The sequence below is a fragment of the Lysobacter sp. A286 genome (assembly GCF_054052105.1).
In genome coordinates this window covers 1070305-1084119 of sequence record NZ_JBSVRJ010000001.1, presented here as the reverse complement: position 1 = coordinate 1084119, position 13815 = coordinate 1070305, and the positions used below count along the sequence as shown (strand labels likewise).

Genomic DNA, 13815 nt, shown 5'->3' with positions numbered 1-13815 from the left:
GTTGCATCGAGTGATAGACGGGCCGGCGTTAAGACCCGGTCGAGACCCAGTGACCGCTGATGATCACCACGGCTCCCGCAAGGATCAGCCCGCCGCCAAGCAGGTCGAACACACCCGGCCGCACGCCGTCCACCGCCCACAGCCACACCAGCGCGGTGGCGACATACACCCCGCCATACGCCGCATACACCCGACCCGAGGCCGCCGGGTGCAAGGTCAACAACCACGCGAACGCCGCCAAGCTGAGCGCCGCAGGCACCAGAAGCCACGCCGCACCTTCCGGCTTGCGCCACATCAGCACCAGCCAGCAACCGACGATCTCGGCGACCGCGGTCAGGGTGAACAGGCCAAGTGTTTGCAGAAGCGGCATCAGTCGTTGCTCAACGATGAAAGCAAACGGGCGTCGGAATACGCCGCCCTGTGGGGAGCCACGATATCCCAACCGTTTCCGGATCGACTGCCAGCGACGGAAAATGAGCGAAAAGAAAGGACGCCATCGGGCGTCCTTTCCGGTATCACCAAGCCGCGCCGATTACATCGTCGAGGCGGTCTTCGGACCAGCGTAGTCAACCACCAGCGCGACGCGGCGGTTGTCCTGGCCGGCATCACCGGTCGCACCCGGACGGACTTGGCGGTTCTTGTCTTCGCCATAGCTCACGGCACGGACCTGTTCCGCAGGCAAGCCGGCGGTGACGAGGTAGTCACGCACGGCGTCGGCGCGGCTTTGGCCGAGACGCTTGTTGAGCGCGGTCGAGCCGGACGGATCGGCGAAACCCTCCACGGTGATCAACGCATCGGTGTGGCTGCTGCTGATCGCGCGCGCAAAGTCATTCAGCAGCGGCTCGGCCTGTGCGCCGAGAGTCGCATCACCGACGCTGAAGTAGGCAGCGGTATCCACGCGGGTACGGCCGGCCAGTTGGGTCACCAGGGCGTCGTACTTCTGGCCCATGGTCTGGATCTGCGACTCCAGGCGGGCATCGGTGGCACGAAGATCGGCGATGGTGGCGTCGAACTCATCGCGTTTGATGAAGCTGCTGCAACTGGCAAGGGTCACGCTTGCCAATGCGACCGCAAGGACCGCTTTACGGGACAGGGAAGTGGCCATGATCTGAATCTCCTGGGTTCGGTGTGGCGCCCTGGCGCGAACTGCGCGCGCTAATCGGGGGATGGCGCCGGAACCGAAGCTAGCCGGGTGACTCTTTGCGTCAGGTGAACGGAGAACCCTGCCCTGCAAGGCATGGCGAGAAACGTGACAGAGGCCCTTGAAAGTGGTTGTAACCACAAGCGGACCGAAATCCATTTGCGAGCCACCGATGGGCATTACCGACACATCCGGGCGATATACGGGGACGAAGAGCTGACCGAGGGGCAACTTGTAAGGATTACTTACAAGTTCAAACCGAGGGCGTACTCCCGGTAACTATTTGCGTCAGGTGAAACGATCAGCTCGCCGTGCACTGGATCGGCACCATCCGGCCGATCTCGACCGTCAGGTCGTCGCCCTTGCCGCGGATCGTGTTCGGGCCGTTGCTATAGATGAAGCCCGAGCCGCTGGGCATCTGTTTCAGCTCGATCGCGTCGCCGTGGCGCGTCATGATCGCGACCTCACGTGACGTGATGAACCGCACTGACAGGGTCTCGTCGTTGTCGCAGGAGAACGTCACATCGTGCACATCTGCCGACCCGCTGCCGGGCGGAACCGTGCTGGCGCAGCCCGCGCCGATGACCGCCACCATTGCCGCTACGAGGACCTTCATGCCGCGCTCCTTCCGATATTGGGACACCGGTTATAACCGGGCGCATGTCGATCCGCAGTGAGCCTCGCGGCGCCAACGACTCATTCGCGCGGTGGCGCTTTCAACCGCGCCAGCATCGGTTCCACCAGGTCCAATGGCAGCGGGAAGACGATCGTCGAGCTCCTGTCGCCGGCGATCTCGGTCAGGGTCTGCAGGTAGCGCAACTGGATCGCGCGCGGGTCGGCACCCAGCAGCTTGGCGGCCTCGACCAGCTTCTCGGCGGCCTGCTGCTCGCCCTCTGCGTGGATGATCTTGGCCCGGCGCACGCGCTCGGCTTCGGCCTGGCGGGCAATCGCGCGGACCATGGTCTCGTTGATATCGACGTGCTTGATCTCGACGTTGGCGACCTTGATGCCCCAGGCGTCGGTCTGGCTGTCGAGGATGGTGCGCACGTCGTGGTTGAGCTTGTCGCGTTCGGCCAGCAACTGGTCCAGCTCGTGCTGGCCGAGCACCGAGCGCAGGGTCGTCTGGGCGAGCTGGCTGGTGGCGTCGTAGAAGTGTTCGACCGCGATGATCGCCTTCTCCGGATCGACCACGCGGAAGTACACCACTGCGTTGACCTGCACGGAGACGTTATCGCGGGTGATCAGGTCTTGCGATGGCACGTCCATGACGATGGTCCGCAGGTCGACCCGGACCATCTGCTGGACGATCGGGATCAGGAAGATCAACCCCGGCCCCTTGACCTTCCAGAAGCGTCCCAGCTGGAACACTACGCCGCGTTCGTACTCACGCAATATCTTGATGGCACTGAAAAAAAACAGCGCGATGACGATCAGGATCGGGAGAAACACGAGCATGTTCATGGACGAACTCCGGGTTCTGGGGTGTGCACGGCAGGCGATTCGACAACCGGGGCGACCTGCAGGACCAGGCCATCAAGGGCGAGTACCTGCAGCGTTTGGCCACGGGTGACGGGCGTGGTTGATACGGCCTGCCAGATCTCTCCGCGAATCCGCACGTGGCCGTGGCCGTGAAAGTCCGCGATCGCGGTTGCGTGGTGGCCGACCATCTCATCGGCGCCGGTGGTCACCGGTTTGGCGCGTGCGCGCATCGCCAACCAGATCAGGCCCATGAAGCCCAGCCCGCTGGTGACGCCAATCGCGGCGATCAGCTGCCCGGGCACGCCGAACCCGGGCACGTCGGTATCGAACATGATCAGCGAGCCGATCATCAACGCAATCAAGCCTCCTATGCCGAGCGCGCCGAAGCTCGGCATCGCGAACTCAAGCCCCATCAAGACGATACCGAGCACAATCAATCCCACCCCGGCGTAGTTCACCGGCAGCACCTGCATCGCATACAGGGCCAGTAGCAGGCAGATCGCACCGACCACGCCCGGCAGCACCGCGCCGGGGCTGTAGCCTTCCAGCAGCAGGCCGTACATCCCGGCCAGCAACAGCATGTAGGCCACCGTCGGGTTGGTCAGCACCGCGAGCAACTTGAAGCGCCAGTCGGGCTCGATGCTGGTAACCGACTGGCCTGCAGTGTCCAGGGTGACGGTGGCGTGGTGCAGTTTGACCTGGCGCCCGTCGGCCTGGGCCAGCAAGCTGTCCAGGTCGTTGGCGACAATTTCGATCACGTTGCGTTGCAGGGCCTGCTCGGCGGTCAGGGTGGCCGCTTCACGCACGGCACGCTCGGCAAAGTCGGCATTGCGGCCGCGCAACTCGGCCAGGCTGCGCAGGTAGGCGGCAGCATCATTGACGACCTTGTGCGCCATCGCGCCGCCGGCACCTGGGGCTGGTTTGGCCGCGACTGGATCGCCTTGGACCGGATTGTCTTGCGTCGGATTGTCTTGAGCCGGATTACCCTGGCCGGGACTGTCCCGACCAGGGTCGCTCCCGGCGGCACCTGCGGATGGTTCGTCTTCGGATTGCCCATTTCTGTCCCCGGGAACGATGTCCGGCCCACCACCGCCCATCGATACCGGCGTAGCAGCACCCAATGCAGTCGCCGGCGCCATCGCCGCCAGATGACAGGCATACAGGATGTAGGTACCGGCACTGGCGGCACGTGCGCCCTGGGGCGCGACCCAGCCGATCACCGGCACCGTGGACGCCAGGATCGCCTGGTTGATGTCGCGGGTGGACAGGTCCAACCCGCCTGGCGTGTCGATCCGCAACACCACGGCGACGGCGTTCTGCTCGGCAGCGCGATCCAGGCCACGCTTCACATAGTCGCGCGTGGCCGGGCCAATGCCGCCCTGAACCTCCAACAGCACCACCCCGGCGCGTGTCGTGTTACCCGGATCGAGCGCAGGCGTCGGCTCCGCCGACTGGGACACTGCGGCCAATGCCGGCAGCGAGACTGCCAATCCAACGCTGAAGATCAATAACCAGAACGCTCGTGCGATCAAGTTCATGACGCCCCCGAACCGCGGCGCGACTCCGCCCATGACCCCAGTTGACACTGATGGGTGTTAGGACAGTGGCAACACCGTGAATGCGGACACGCAAATCACCCGGCTCAAGCCGTAAGGCGCAATAACCGAAGCGCATTACGCCGTGCCGAGACGACGGTATTGCCTAAGCCCCGGCTCAAGTGATCTCGAACGCGTCCCCGTCCAGCATTGCCGGAAATCGCTCGCGGTGAGCCTGCAGTTCGGACGCAAGCAAGGTCGTGGTGGTGGTCATTTCCGAGTCGGTGCATTCGCTCAGCGCGTCACCGACGAAATCAATCACCGAGCTGTCGCCCGCATACGCAATGCCGTTGCCATCGGTGCCGACACGGTTGAGGCCAGCGACATAGCTCAGGTTCTCGATCGCTCGGGCGCGCAGCAACGTCTTCCAGGCGTGGGCGCGGGCGGCGGGCCAGTTGGCCACGTACAACGCCAGGTCGTAATCCGGCAGGCCCGGGCGCTCCACATCGAAGCGATTGCGCGAGAACACCGGGAAGCGCAGGTCGTAGCAGACCAGCGGACAGATGCTCCAACCCTTCCATTGCACCGTGATTCTGTCGCGACCGGCCGCGTACCGCTTGTGCTCGCCGGCGTAACGGAACAGGTGGCGCTTGTCGTAGGTGTGCAGCTCACCGTCGGGCTTGGCAAACAGCATCCGGTTGAACACCTGGTCGCCTTCGCGGATCTGCAGGCTGCCGGTCACGGCGGCATCCAGGCTCGACGCCTGCTCGCGGATCCAGGCGACCGTCGGGCCGTCCATGGTCTCGGCGTCCCCGATCGCGTCATTGGAGAAGCCGCTGGTGAAGGTCTCCGGCAGCACGACCAGATCGGTCAGTCCGTGCAACGGCGCTGCCAGCGCGCCGTAATAGTCGCGATTGCCGGCAGGGTCGTGCCACAGGGTGGAACCCTGGATAAGGGAGATACGCAGGTTCTTCATAATTTCCTCAGTCGTTCGATGGCCGCATCCAGGGTTGTCTCACTCTTGGCGAAACACAGCCGCACCAGACGCTGTCCCTTGGGCGGCGTGCCGTAGAACGGCGACAGCGGAATCGCGGCCACGCCATGCTCCACCGCCAGCCAGCGGCAGAACTCGGCATCGTCCAGATCGCTGACGGCGGAGTAGTCCACCAGCTGGAAATACCCGCCCGGCACCGGCAGCGGCTTGAACCGGGTGGTCAGCAATTGCTCGCGGAAACGGTCGCGCATCGGCTGGTAGAACGCGCCCAGTTGCTCATAGTGCTCCGGCTCGTCCTGGATCATCTCAGCGAACGCAAACTGCGCCGGGGTGAAGGTGCAGAAGGTGTTGTACTGGTGGACCTTGCGGAACTCGACGCTCAAGGCCGGCGGCGCAATGCAGTAGCCGGCCTTCCAGCCGGTGCAGTGGTAGGTCTTGCCGAAACTGGAGACCACGAACGCACGCTCGCGCAGCTCCGGATAGCGCAACACCGACTCGTGGCGGGCGCCGTCATACACGATGTGCTCGTAGACCTCGTCCGACAGCAGGATGATGCTGGTGTCGCGCAGCAGCTCGGTCAGCTGGCGGATGTCATCGGTGCTGAACGTTGCCCCCGATGGGTTGTGCGGGCTGTTGATCATCAGCATCCGCGTCTTCGGCGTGATGGCGTCGCGAACCAGATCCCAGTCGGGGGCGAAGGTTCGCGGATCCAGCGGCACATGCACCGCGATGCCGCCGGCCAGCTCGATCGCCGGCTCGTAGCAGTCGTAGCACGGGTCGAGCACGATCACTTCCTCACCCGGCCGCACCACCGCATGGACCGCATCCAGGATCGCTTCGCTGCCACCCGAGGTCACGGTGATCTCCGCCTCCACGTCGGGGCGATAGCCGTAGCAACGCTCGGTCTTGGCCGCGATTGCCTCGCGCAACGCGGGGATGCCGGTCATCGGCGAGTACTGGTTGCGGCCATCGCGCATGGCCCGGGTCAACGCCGACGTCAGTCTCTCCGGCGGGTCAAAGTCAGGAAATCCCTGGCCCAGGTTGACCGCGTCGTGCTCGGCGGCGAGCTGCGACATCACCGTAAAGATGGTTGTGCCGACCTTTGGCAGCTTGGTCTGCAAGTGGGGCGTCGCCGTATCTGGAGTCATCGGTTGTCGATCCGCGGAGTTGGGCTCCTTAGTCTACGAAATACCGGCCTCCGGGGATTTTGCCTTCCGGCACGCACCCTGGCCCGCGGCATGTGTTGAAATACAAGGAAAAAACAAGGTTCCGGACTTGCATCCCGGCCGTGACCGCCAGACACTGCGGAAATGCGAGAACTTACCGTCGTCGACCCCATCGAATTGTCCGCCGCCTACGCTTCAGCGCGATACGTGGTCAAGCTGGACGGCGATACGCTGCCGCTGCAGGTCGGCCATCACGCGGCTGACCTGGAGGCGTATTGGCCCGCCGGGCGTTACCTGTTCATCACCGCCTGGAATCCTGCTTCCGAACCGCGCTCGGACACGGCCAATACGGCCGCTGACGTCGTGCTGGAAACCCGACTCGACGCTATCGGTGCCGCGCGCCTGCGCGCCTGGGCCGAAGCTCCGGACGGCGGCTGGCAGGAACCGGGCTGGCTGTTGGCCGATATCGACGACAACACGGTCGATCGTCTCGCCAGCGAGTTCGGCCAGGCCGCCGTGCTGGCATGGTGCCGTGGCGAACCGGTCCGGTTACGGATGTCGATCGAGCGTCCGCCCGGTCACGATCCCGAGGAGGCGTTCGGTTCGCACGTCGACTGGATCGGCGAACGGGTGAACCCGGCGGCGACCGCGTAACATGGTCGTTTCGCATTCCGTTGGCTCCTGTCCCTGTCGATGAGTCCTCCTGATCGATCCGCCCCGCCGCTGCTCGCAGCCCGCGGGTTGTCCTTTGCCCGCAATGATGAACCGGTTTTCGGGCCGCTGGATTTCTCGGTCGATGCTGGCGAGGCGTTGCTGGTGCAAGGTGACAATGGCGCCGGCAAGACCACCCTGCTACGGGTACTTTCGGGCCTGTTGCGCGCCGATGCCGGCGAGGTGGATATCGACGGTCAACGCGCACGCGTGTCGCGACGTGCACGGGCGATCGCCTACATGGGCCATCTGCCCGGCTTCAAGGCCGACCTGAGCACGCTGGAGAACCTGGAGTTCCTGTGCGGTTTGCAAGGCCGGCGTCGTAACCAGAACTCGATCAACGCGTTGGGCATCGTCGGCTTGTCAGGTTATGAGGATGCGCTGGCCCGGCAACTGTCAGCGGGCCAGAAGCGACGGCTTTCGCTGGCACGGCTGTGGTTATCGCCGGCACCGCTGTGGCTGCTTGATGAGCCCTACGCCAACCTGGACTTGCAAGGCATCGAGCTGGTCAACCGCATGGTCCAGGCCCATCTGCGCGGTGGTGGCGCGGCGCTGGTCACCACCCACGGCGCCTACGCGGCGCCGCCGGTCCGCACCCGGATGCTGACCCTGCTGAAGCCGGCCGCGGAGTACACGGCATGAGTCTCGCGACTCCCGGTTTGGTCGGTTCGGCCAAGGCCCTGTTGCTGCGTGACCTGCGGCTGCTGTGGCGCCGCCGGGGCGATGCGCTGCAGCCGGCGCTGTTCGCGCTGTTGGTGGTGGTGCTGTTTGCACTGGCGCTGGGCGGCGAGGCGGAGACCTTGTCCCGGGTCGCCGCCGCGGTGCTTTGGGTCGCGGTATTGCTGGCCGGCCTGTTGTCGCTGGACACTCTGTTCCGCGGCGATGCCGAGGATGGCTCGCTGGAGCAATGGATGCTGGCACCGGTGCCACTGGGCTGGCTGGTCGCGGTGCGCACCTTCACCCATTGGGCGACCACGGCTTTGCCCCTGCTGCTGGCCACGCCGTTCCTGGCCGAACTGATGCACTTGCCACACCAGCAATTGCCGGTGCTGATGGCCTCGCTGGCATTGGGCACGCCGCTGTTGAGCCTGCTGGGCGCCGTAGTCGCCGCGCTGACCGTCGGCATGAGGCGCTCCGGTATACTGGTTGCGCTGTTGGCACTGCCCTTGTACGTGCCGGTATTGGTGTTTGGCGCAGGCAGCGTGGCCGCATCAACCCAGGGATTGGATCCGGTCGGCGCACTGCTGTTGCTGGGCGCCGGACTGGTTGTCGCGTTGGTACTGGCGCCGTTGACCGCCGCGGCCGCGATCCGGATCGCTCTGAATTGAGGCATATGAATCCAATCATCCTGTGGTTCCACAAACTGGGCTCGCCACCTAATTTCGACCGGTTTGCCGCGCGCTGGGCGCCATGGGCGTATGCGCTCGGCCTGGCGGTCATGGCCTGGGGCATGTACGGCGCGCTGTTCGTGGTCCCCGCCGATTACCAGCAAGGCGACAGCTTCCGCATCCTCTACATCCACGTGCCCAGTGCCTGGATGAGCTTGGCGGTATTCGGACTGATGGCGATTTATTCGGCGATTGCACTGATCTGGCGGATCAAGCTGTGCGAAATCCTGGCCATGGCCTGCGCGCCGATCGGCGCCGGGTTCACCCTGATCACCCTGTTGACCGGCGCGATCTGGGGCAAGCCGATGTGGGGTACGTGGTGGGATTGGGACCCGCGCCTGACCACCGAGCTGATCCTGCTGTTCCTCTACCTGGGCGTCATCGGTCTTTACAACGCGATTGACGACCGCCGCGCCGCCGCCCGCGCCGCCGGCCTACTGGCGATTGTCGGGGTGGTGTTGCTGCCGGTGATCCGATACTCGGTGGTGTGGTGGAACTCGCTGCACCAGGGCCAGACGATCCGCCTGTTTGGCGAGTCGACGATGGACGCGAGCATGGTCCAGCCGCTGATCTGGATGCTGGTCGGGACCAAACTGTGGTTTGTCGGCGCACTGCTGGTGCGTGCGCGGGCGGACAACCTGCGCCGCGAATCCGGCAAGGCCTGGGTGGCCGCGCTGGCCACCGGAAAACCTTCCATAAGGCGCGGAGCCGGATCGTGAGTTATCTGAATTACGTCATTGCCGGTTATGCGGTGTTCGTGCTTGTGCTTGGCTGGGATTTTCTCGCCAGCGCGTGGCAACTGCGACGGGAGCTGCGCAATGCCCGTCGCCGCGCGGCCAGGCAGGCGGCAAGAACCGATAATCAAGCCAGCCAACCTCCCATTTCCAATGAGTTGACCCGATGAATCCGATTAGACGTCGCCGCCTGATGTGGATACTGGCCCTGGTGGCAGCGGCTGCCGTTGCGACCGCGCTGGTCGCCATGGCACTGCAGCGCAACGTGGCCTACCTGTACACGCCCAACGAGATAATCACCGGTGAGGCCGGTGCCGAGGTCGCCTCTGGCCAAGCCCGGTTCCGCCTGGGCGGGATGGTCGCGGAGGGATCCCTGCAACGTCAGGAAGGAACGCTTGAATCGCACTTTGCCGTTACCGACGGCGATGCGCAGATGCCGGTGACCTACACCGGCATCCTGCCCGACCTGTTCCGTGAGAACCAGGCGGTCATCGCGACCGGCCGCATGGACGGCAACCGCTTCGTCGCCGAGGAAGTGCTGGCCAAGCACGACGAGGCCTACATGCCCAAGGAGGTTGCCGACAAGATGGGCATCGCCCACCAGAAGCATGACGTTGACAAGCCTGACGTTGACAAGCACGAAGTCGACGCACCCGCGGCGGGGCAATAACGATGCTGCCTGAACTCGGCCAGGTGGCCCTGCTCCTGGCGCTGCTGGTCGCGATGGTGCAGACGGCGCTGCCGCTGGTCGGCGCCCATCGCGACATTGGCAGCTGGATGGCCGTTGCGCGTCCGGCGGCATACGCCCAGTTGCTACTGGTCGGGTTGGCGTTCGTGATCCTGACCCTGGGCTTCGTCAACCAGGATTTCTCACTGCGCTATGTCGCCGAGAACTCCAATTCAATGTTGCCGGTGGGGTATCGCTATACCGCGGTGTGGGGCGCGCACGAAGGTTCGCTGCTGTTGTGGGCGATGGTGTTGGCATTGTGGAGCGGTGCAGTCGCGCTCTTTTCGCAGCGCTTGCCGACCCCGGTGATCGCCCGCGTGCTCGGCGTCATGGGCATTGTCAGCATCGGCTTCCTGGCGTTCCTGATCTTCACCAGCAACCCGTTCGAGCGCCTGTTGCCGGCGGTCGTCGAGGGTCGCGACCTCAACCCGCTGTTGCAGGACCCGGGGATGATCATCCACCCGCCGATGCTGTATTTCGGCTACGTCGGGTTCTCGGTGCCGTTCGCGTTCGCGATCGCCGCGCTGCTCGACGGCAAGGTCGATGCGCGTTGGCTACGCTGGGTCCGGCCGTGGACCAACGTGGCCTGGGCGTTCCTGACCTTCGGCATCGCATTGGGCAGCTGGTGGGCTTATTACGAACTGGGCTGGGGTGGCTGGTGGTTCTGGGACCCGGTCGAGAACGCGAGCTTCATGCCGTGGCTGGCCGGCACTGCGCTGTTGCACTCGCAGGCGGTGACCGAGAAGCGCGGCAGTTTCCGTGGCTGGACCTTGTTGCTCGCCATCGCGACCTTCTCGCTGTCGTTGCTGGGCACCTTCCTGGTCCGCTCGGGTGTCTTGACCAGCGTGCACGCCTTTGCCGCCGACCCGACCCGCGGCTTGTTCATCCTGATCTTCCTGGGCATCGTGATTGGTGGCTCGCTGGTGCTTTACGCACTGCGGGCCCCGAGCGAGGCAGATGGCAAGCCGTTTGCGGTGTGCTCGCGCGAGACCCTGCTGCTGGGCAACAACCTGCTGTTGTCGATCGCGTGCGCGATGGTGCTGCTGGGCACCCTGTACCCATTGCTGGCCGATGCGCTGGAACTGGGCAAGATCTCGGTCGGCCCGCCCTACTTCGCCCTGTTGTTTACCCTGCTGATGGCGCCGTTGGTGCTGCTGTTGCCGTTCGGCCCACTGACCCGCTGGCAACGCGACCAGGCCTCCAGGCCGGCGGCGATGTTGTTGCCGTGGGCCGGTGTGGCCGTGGTCATGGGCGTGGGCGCGTTCTTCCTCGCCCCGCAAGGTGGCTGGAAGGTCGTTGCCGGCGTGGCGGGTGCCAGCTGGGTGGCCTTGGGCACGTTGCGCTTCGTGTGGACGCGGCTGAAGGGCCGCGGCACGCGGATGACCGCGGAGATGCTGGGCATGACGCTCGCCCACCTTGGCGTCGCGGTATTTCTGGTCGGCGCCTTGCTGGTGGAAGGACTGGAACAGCAACACGAGACTGCGGTGAGGCCGGGCCAGACCATCGAGCTGGATAAGTACTCGTTCCGCTTCGATGGCGTAGCAGAGCGTAATGGCCCCAATTTCCAGGCCAGCTACGCCACCGTGCAGGTATTCGTCGGCGACAAGCCACTGGCCCTGCTGCACCCCGAAAAACGCACCTATCTCGGTGGCCAGGTGATGACCGAGGCCGCGATCATTGCCGGCGTCACCCGCGATGTCTTTGTCGCCATCGGCGAGCCGTTGGGGGGTGGTGCCTGGGCGCTGCGGGTGCAGGTAAAGCCATTTATCCGCTGGGTCTGGGCCGGCGCCATCCTGATGATGCTCGGTGGCCTGGTGACTGCGGCCGACAAGCGCTTCCGCCGGACCTCCGGCCCGAAGCGTGCGACCGGCAACGAACAGGAGGCTGCCAAATGAGCCCCCCAACCAGGCAACCGCCAAAATCGGCGATGCGCTGGCTGCCGCTGTTGGTATTCGCGCTGCTGGCCGCGCTGCTGGCGGCCGGGGTGAAGATGAGCCGCAACCAGAACCGCGACGCCCTGCCGTCTGCGTTGATCGGCAAGCCTGCGCCGACCTTCGAACTGCCGGTACTGCACGAGCCGGGGCGGTTGGTATCGTCCGAAGAATTGAGCGGCGAGCCCTACCTGATGAACGTATGGGGCAGCTGGTGTCCGGAATGCCGGGTCGAACACCCGATCCTGACCCGCTTCTCCGAGACCAAACGTGTGCGGGTGATCGGCTACAACCTGAAAGACGAACACGCCGACGCGCTGCGCTGGCTGGAGCAATACGGCAACCCGTATTGGCTGGTGCTGACCGACTACACCGGCGAGAAGGCGATCGACTGGGGCATTTACGGTGCGCCTGAGACATTCCTGGTCGACGGTGAAGGCATCGTGCGCTGGAAACATGTCGGCGCGGTCAGCGAGGAGATCATCCAGACCGAGATAGTGCCGCTGTTGGCCCGGATCGAGGCGGAACAATGAACCGCTACCTGGTGATGATCGTCCTGCCGGTCCTGCTTGCGCTGCTGCCGACCGTGGCACTCGCCCAGGCCACCGGTGACCGGACGCCAATCGAGTTCAGCGACCAGGCAGAGGCCGACCGCTTCCACGCCCTGACCGAAGAACTGCGATGCGTGAAGTGCCAGAACCAGTCGCTGGCGGACTCCGATGCGCCGATCGCCCACGACCTGCGCCACGAAGTGCTGACATTGATGCGCCAGGACAAGACCGACGGCGAGGTCAAGCAGTACCTGGTCGCCCGTTATGGCGAGTTCGTGCTCTACCGCCCCCAGGTCGATGCCAGCACCTGGTTGTTGTGGTTCGGCCCAGCGGTACTGCTGCTGTTTGGCGGCCTGGTGGTCGTCAACGTGGTGCGCAAACGCAGTGGCAGCAACAAGACCGCCAATGAGGCAATCAACGAGGACCAGGAATGGTGACCACCGTGTTCGTGATCGCCAGCGTGGTGCTGGTATTGCTGGTACTGGGCTATGTCCTGCAACCCATCTGGCGGGCCCGGCCCGCGGCCGGGATCGGCGCGATCGTGCTGATCGGCATCAGCGTCGGCCTGTTGTACACCGTGGTCGGCACGCCGCGGGCGCTGGACCCGGCCCAGCGGGCGATACCGGAGACCTTGGCCGATGCGATCACCCAGTTGCAGACCGAACTGGACCGCGACCCCAACCAGGTCGAGGGCTGGCGATTGCTGGCCCGGGCCTACCTGGCCCAGGGCGACATGAGCGAAGCCGGCGATGCCTTCGGCCGCGCCCTGAAACTCGCCCCGGATGATCCGGACATCCTGACCGAGGCCGCGGAGGCGCGCGCATTGGCCTCCGATGAACGCAGCTTCGACCAGCAGGCGGTATCGATGCTGCAGCGCGCACTGTCCTTGCAGCCAAACCACCAGCGGGCGCGATGGTTCCTGGGCATCTCCCAGCGCCAGGCCGGGGATGCGGCGGGGGCGGCCAAAACCTGGGCGCCATTGCTGACCCAGGTCGACCCGGCGACCGCGGCGACCCTGCGACCGCAGATCAACCAGGCACGGGTCGATGCCGGACTCGACCCTCTGCCAGAGGTGGCCGTGGCGGACGCGTCGCCGGTCCGGATCACCATCAGCGTGTCGCTGGATCCGGCATTGGCAATGCAGTATCCGCAGGGTGCCAGCGTGTTCGTGATCGCCCGCCAGGCCAGCGGCGCGCCAATGCCGGTCGCGGTGGAGAAACTGCAGGCGACGCAGTTCCCGTTCACCATCGTCCTTGACGACAACGACAGTCTGATGCCGACGATGAAGCTGTCGCAGCTCGACCAGGTCCAGCTCAGCGCGCGGATCTCCGCCAGCGGCGATGCCAGCGCGCAGCCGGGCGACTTCGAATCGGCCTCGGTGACCATCGATACCGGGCCGGAAGCCGCTGCGGCGCTGTTGATCGACCAGGTCGTTAAATAACCAGGGAAGGCAATCCG

The 13815-nt window shown here is 65.0% G+C and carries 17 protein-coding genes; 10 read left to right on the top strand and 7 right to left on the bottom strand.

The genetic code is table 11. The features are described 5' to 3' along the window. Positions 1-28: 28 nt before the first annotated feature. From ACW7G0_RS05150 to ACW7G0_RS05120, 7 genes are all read right to left on the bottom strand, one after another. A complete protein-coding gene (locus ACW7G0_RS05150; RefSeq protein WP_456989455.1) occupies positions 29-361 on the bottom strand; it encodes a YnfA family protein in 333 nt (110 codons plus the stop codon). Between the two features lie 171 nt (positions 362-532). Beyond that, on the bottom strand, positions 533-1105 hold the full coding sequence (locus ACW7G0_RS05145) for an OmpA family protein (RefSeq protein ID WP_456988065.1): 573 nt from the start codon (positions 1103-1105) through the stop codon (positions 533-535). Positions 1106-1442: 337 nt separating this feature from the next. Then, entirely contained in the window at positions 1443-1757 is a 315-nt protein-coding gene (locus ACW7G0_RS05140) for an MliC family protein (protein WP_456988064.1), read from the bottom strand. A gap of 80 nt (positions 1758-1837) precedes the next feature. Then, positions 1838-2602, bottom strand: a complete 765-nt coding sequence (locus tag ACW7G0_RS05135) for a slipin family protein (protein ID WP_456988063.1) — start codon at positions 2600-2602, stop codon at positions 1838-1840. Beyond that, positions 2599-4158, bottom strand: a complete 1560-nt coding sequence (locus ACW7G0_RS05130; protein WP_456988061.1) for an NfeD family protein — start codon at positions 4156-4158, stop codon at positions 2599-2601. Before ACW7G0_RS05130 ends, ACW7G0_RS05135 begins: the two co-directional genes overlap by 4 nt. A 175-nt stretch (positions 4159-4333) precedes the next feature. Beyond that, positions 4334-5131: an amidohydrolase gene (locus ACW7G0_RS05125; protein WP_456988059.1), complete on the bottom strand. Its 798-nt coding sequence runs from the start codon at positions 5129-5131 to the stop codon at positions 4334-4336. After that, positions 5128-6297: a pyridoxal phosphate-dependent aminotransferase gene (locus ACW7G0_RS05120; protein WP_456988057.1), complete on the bottom strand. Its 1170-nt coding sequence runs from the start codon at positions 6295-6297 to the stop codon at positions 5128-5130. The genes ACW7G0_RS05125 and ACW7G0_RS05120 overlap by 4 nt, the downstream gene beginning before the upstream one ends. A gap of 162 nt (positions 6298-6459) precedes the next feature. Here ACW7G0_RS05120 and ACW7G0_RS05115 point away from each other — a divergent pair, with 162 nt between their 5' ends. Genes ACW7G0_RS05115 through ACW7G0_RS05070 form a run of 10 tightly spaced genes read left to right on the top strand, consistent with a single transcriptional unit; the run spans position 6460 to position 13798 of the window. Beyond that, on the top strand, positions 6460-6969 hold the full coding sequence (locus ACW7G0_RS05115; RefSeq protein ID WP_456988055.1) for a DUF3293 domain-containing protein: 510 nt from the start codon (positions 6460-6462) through the stop codon (positions 6967-6969). 39 nt (positions 6970-7008) lie between these two features. Continuing rightward, on the top strand, positions 7009-7668 hold the full coding sequence (gene ccmA / locus ACW7G0_RS05110) for a heme ABC exporter ATP-binding protein CcmA (protein ID WP_456988053.1): 660 nt from the start codon (positions 7009-7011) through the stop codon (positions 7666-7668). After that, positions 7665-8354, top strand: coding sequence for a heme exporter protein CcmB (gene ccmB / locus ACW7G0_RS05105; protein WP_456961688.1), 690 nt, complete (start codon positions 7665-7667; stop codon positions 8352-8354). Before ccmA ends, ccmB begins: the two co-directional genes overlap by 4 nt. 5 nt (positions 8355-8359) lie before the next feature. Continuing rightward, positions 8360-9133 (top strand): heme ABC transporter permease CcmC, encoded by a 774-nt coding sequence (gene ccmC / locus ACW7G0_RS05100; RefSeq protein WP_456979590.1) that lies wholly within the window; start codon positions 8360-8362, stop codon positions 9131-9133. Next, on the top strand, positions 9130-9318 hold the full coding sequence (gene ccmD, locus ACW7G0_RS05095) for a heme exporter protein CcmD (protein WP_456988051.1): 189 nt from the start codon (positions 9130-9132) through the stop codon (positions 9316-9318). Before ccmC ends, ccmD begins: the two co-directional genes overlap by 4 nt. After that, positions 9315-9818, top strand: a complete 504-nt coding sequence (gene ccmE, locus ACW7G0_RS05090; protein ID WP_456988050.1) for a cytochrome c maturation protein CcmE — start codon at positions 9315-9317, stop codon at positions 9816-9818. The genes ccmD and ccmE overlap by 4 nt, the downstream gene beginning before the upstream one ends. Positions 9819-9820: 2 nt before the next feature. Continuing rightward, positions 9821-11770 carry a heme lyase CcmF/NrfE family subunit gene (locus ACW7G0_RS05085; RefSeq protein ID WP_456988048.1) on the top strand — a complete coding sequence of 650 codons (1950 nt, stop codon included), beginning with the start codon at positions 9821-9823 and terminating at the stop codon, positions 11768-11770. After that, positions 11767-12339 carry a DsbE family thiol:disulfide interchange protein gene (locus ACW7G0_RS05080; protein ID WP_456988046.1) on the top strand — a complete coding sequence of 191 codons (573 nt, stop codon included), beginning with the start codon at positions 11767-11769 and terminating at the stop codon, positions 12337-12339. Before ACW7G0_RS05085 ends, ACW7G0_RS05080 begins: the two co-directional genes overlap by 4 nt. After that, on the top strand, positions 12336-12794 hold the full coding sequence (locus ACW7G0_RS05075) for a cytochrome c-type biogenesis protein (RefSeq protein ID WP_456988044.1): 459 nt from the start codon (positions 12336-12338) through the stop codon (positions 12792-12794). Before ACW7G0_RS05080 ends, ACW7G0_RS05075 begins: the two co-directional genes overlap by 4 nt. Beyond that, positions 12788-13798 carry a tetratricopeptide repeat protein gene (locus ACW7G0_RS05070; protein WP_456988042.1) on the top strand — a complete coding sequence of 337 codons (1011 nt, stop codon included), beginning with the start codon at positions 12788-12790 and terminating at the stop codon, positions 13796-13798. The genes ACW7G0_RS05075 and ACW7G0_RS05070 overlap by 7 nt, the downstream gene beginning before the upstream one ends. The last annotated feature ends 17 nt before the right edge of the window (positions 13799-13815 follow it).

Excerpts from the sequence above, each read along its gene's own strand:
- ACW7G0_RS05145 (WP_456988065.1), bottom strand. The coding sequence starts at position 1,105 with ATGGCCACTTCCCTGTCCCGTAAAGCGGTCCTTGCGGTCGCATTGGCA.
- ACW7G0_RS05140 (WP_456988064.1), bottom strand. The coding sequence starts at position 1,757 with ATGAAGGTCCTCGTAGCGGCAATGGTGGCGGTCATCGGCGCGGGCTGC.
- ACW7G0_RS05135 (WP_456988063.1), bottom strand. The coding sequence starts at position 2,602 with ATGAACATGCTCGTGTTTCTCCCGATCCTGATCGTCATCGCGCTGTTT.
- ACW7G0_RS05130 (WP_456988061.1), bottom strand. The coding sequence starts at position 4,158 with ATGAACTTGATCGCACGAGCGTTCTGGTTATTGATCTTCAGCGTTGGA.
- ACW7G0_RS05125 (WP_456988059.1), bottom strand. The coding sequence starts at position 5,131 with ATGAAGAACCTGCGTATCTCCCTTATCCAGGGTTCCACCCTGTGGCAC.
- ACW7G0_RS05120 (WP_456988057.1), bottom strand. The coding sequence starts at position 6,297 with ATGACTCCAGATACGGCGACGCCCCACTTGCAGACCAAGCTGCCAAAG.
- ACW7G0_RS05115 (WP_456988055.1), top strand. The coding sequence starts at position 6,460 with ATGCGAGAACTTACCGTCGTCGACCCCATCGAATTGTCCGCCGCCTAC.
- ccmA (WP_456988053.1), top strand. The coding sequence starts at position 7,009 with ATGAGTCCTCCTGATCGATCCGCCCCGCCGCTGCTCGCAGCCCGCGGG.
- ccmB (WP_456961688.1), top strand. The coding sequence starts at position 7,665 with ATGAGTCTCGCGACTCCCGGTTTGGTCGGTTCGGCCAAGGCCCTGTTG.
- ccmC (WP_456979590.1), top strand. The coding sequence starts at position 8,360 with ATGAATCCAATCATCCTGTGGTTCCACAAACTGGGCTCGCCACCTAAT.
- ccmE (WP_456988050.1), top strand. The coding sequence starts at position 9,315 with ATGAATCCGATTAGACGTCGCCGCCTGATGTGGATACTGGCCCTGGTG.
- ACW7G0_RS05085 (WP_456988048.1), top strand. The coding sequence starts at position 9,821 with ATGCTGCCTGAACTCGGCCAGGTGGCCCTGCTCCTGGCGCTGCTGGTC.
- ACW7G0_RS05080 (WP_456988046.1), top strand. The coding sequence starts at position 11,767 with ATGAGCCCCCCAACCAGGCAACCGCCAAAATCGGCGATGCGCTGGCTG.
- ACW7G0_RS05075 (WP_456988044.1), top strand. The coding sequence starts at position 12,336 with ATGAACCGCTACCTGGTGATGATCGTCCTGCCGGTCCTGCTTGCGCTG.
- ACW7G0_RS05070 (WP_456988042.1), top strand. The coding sequence starts at position 12,788 with ATGGTGACCACCGTGTTCGTGATCGCCAGCGTGGTGCTGGTATTGCTG.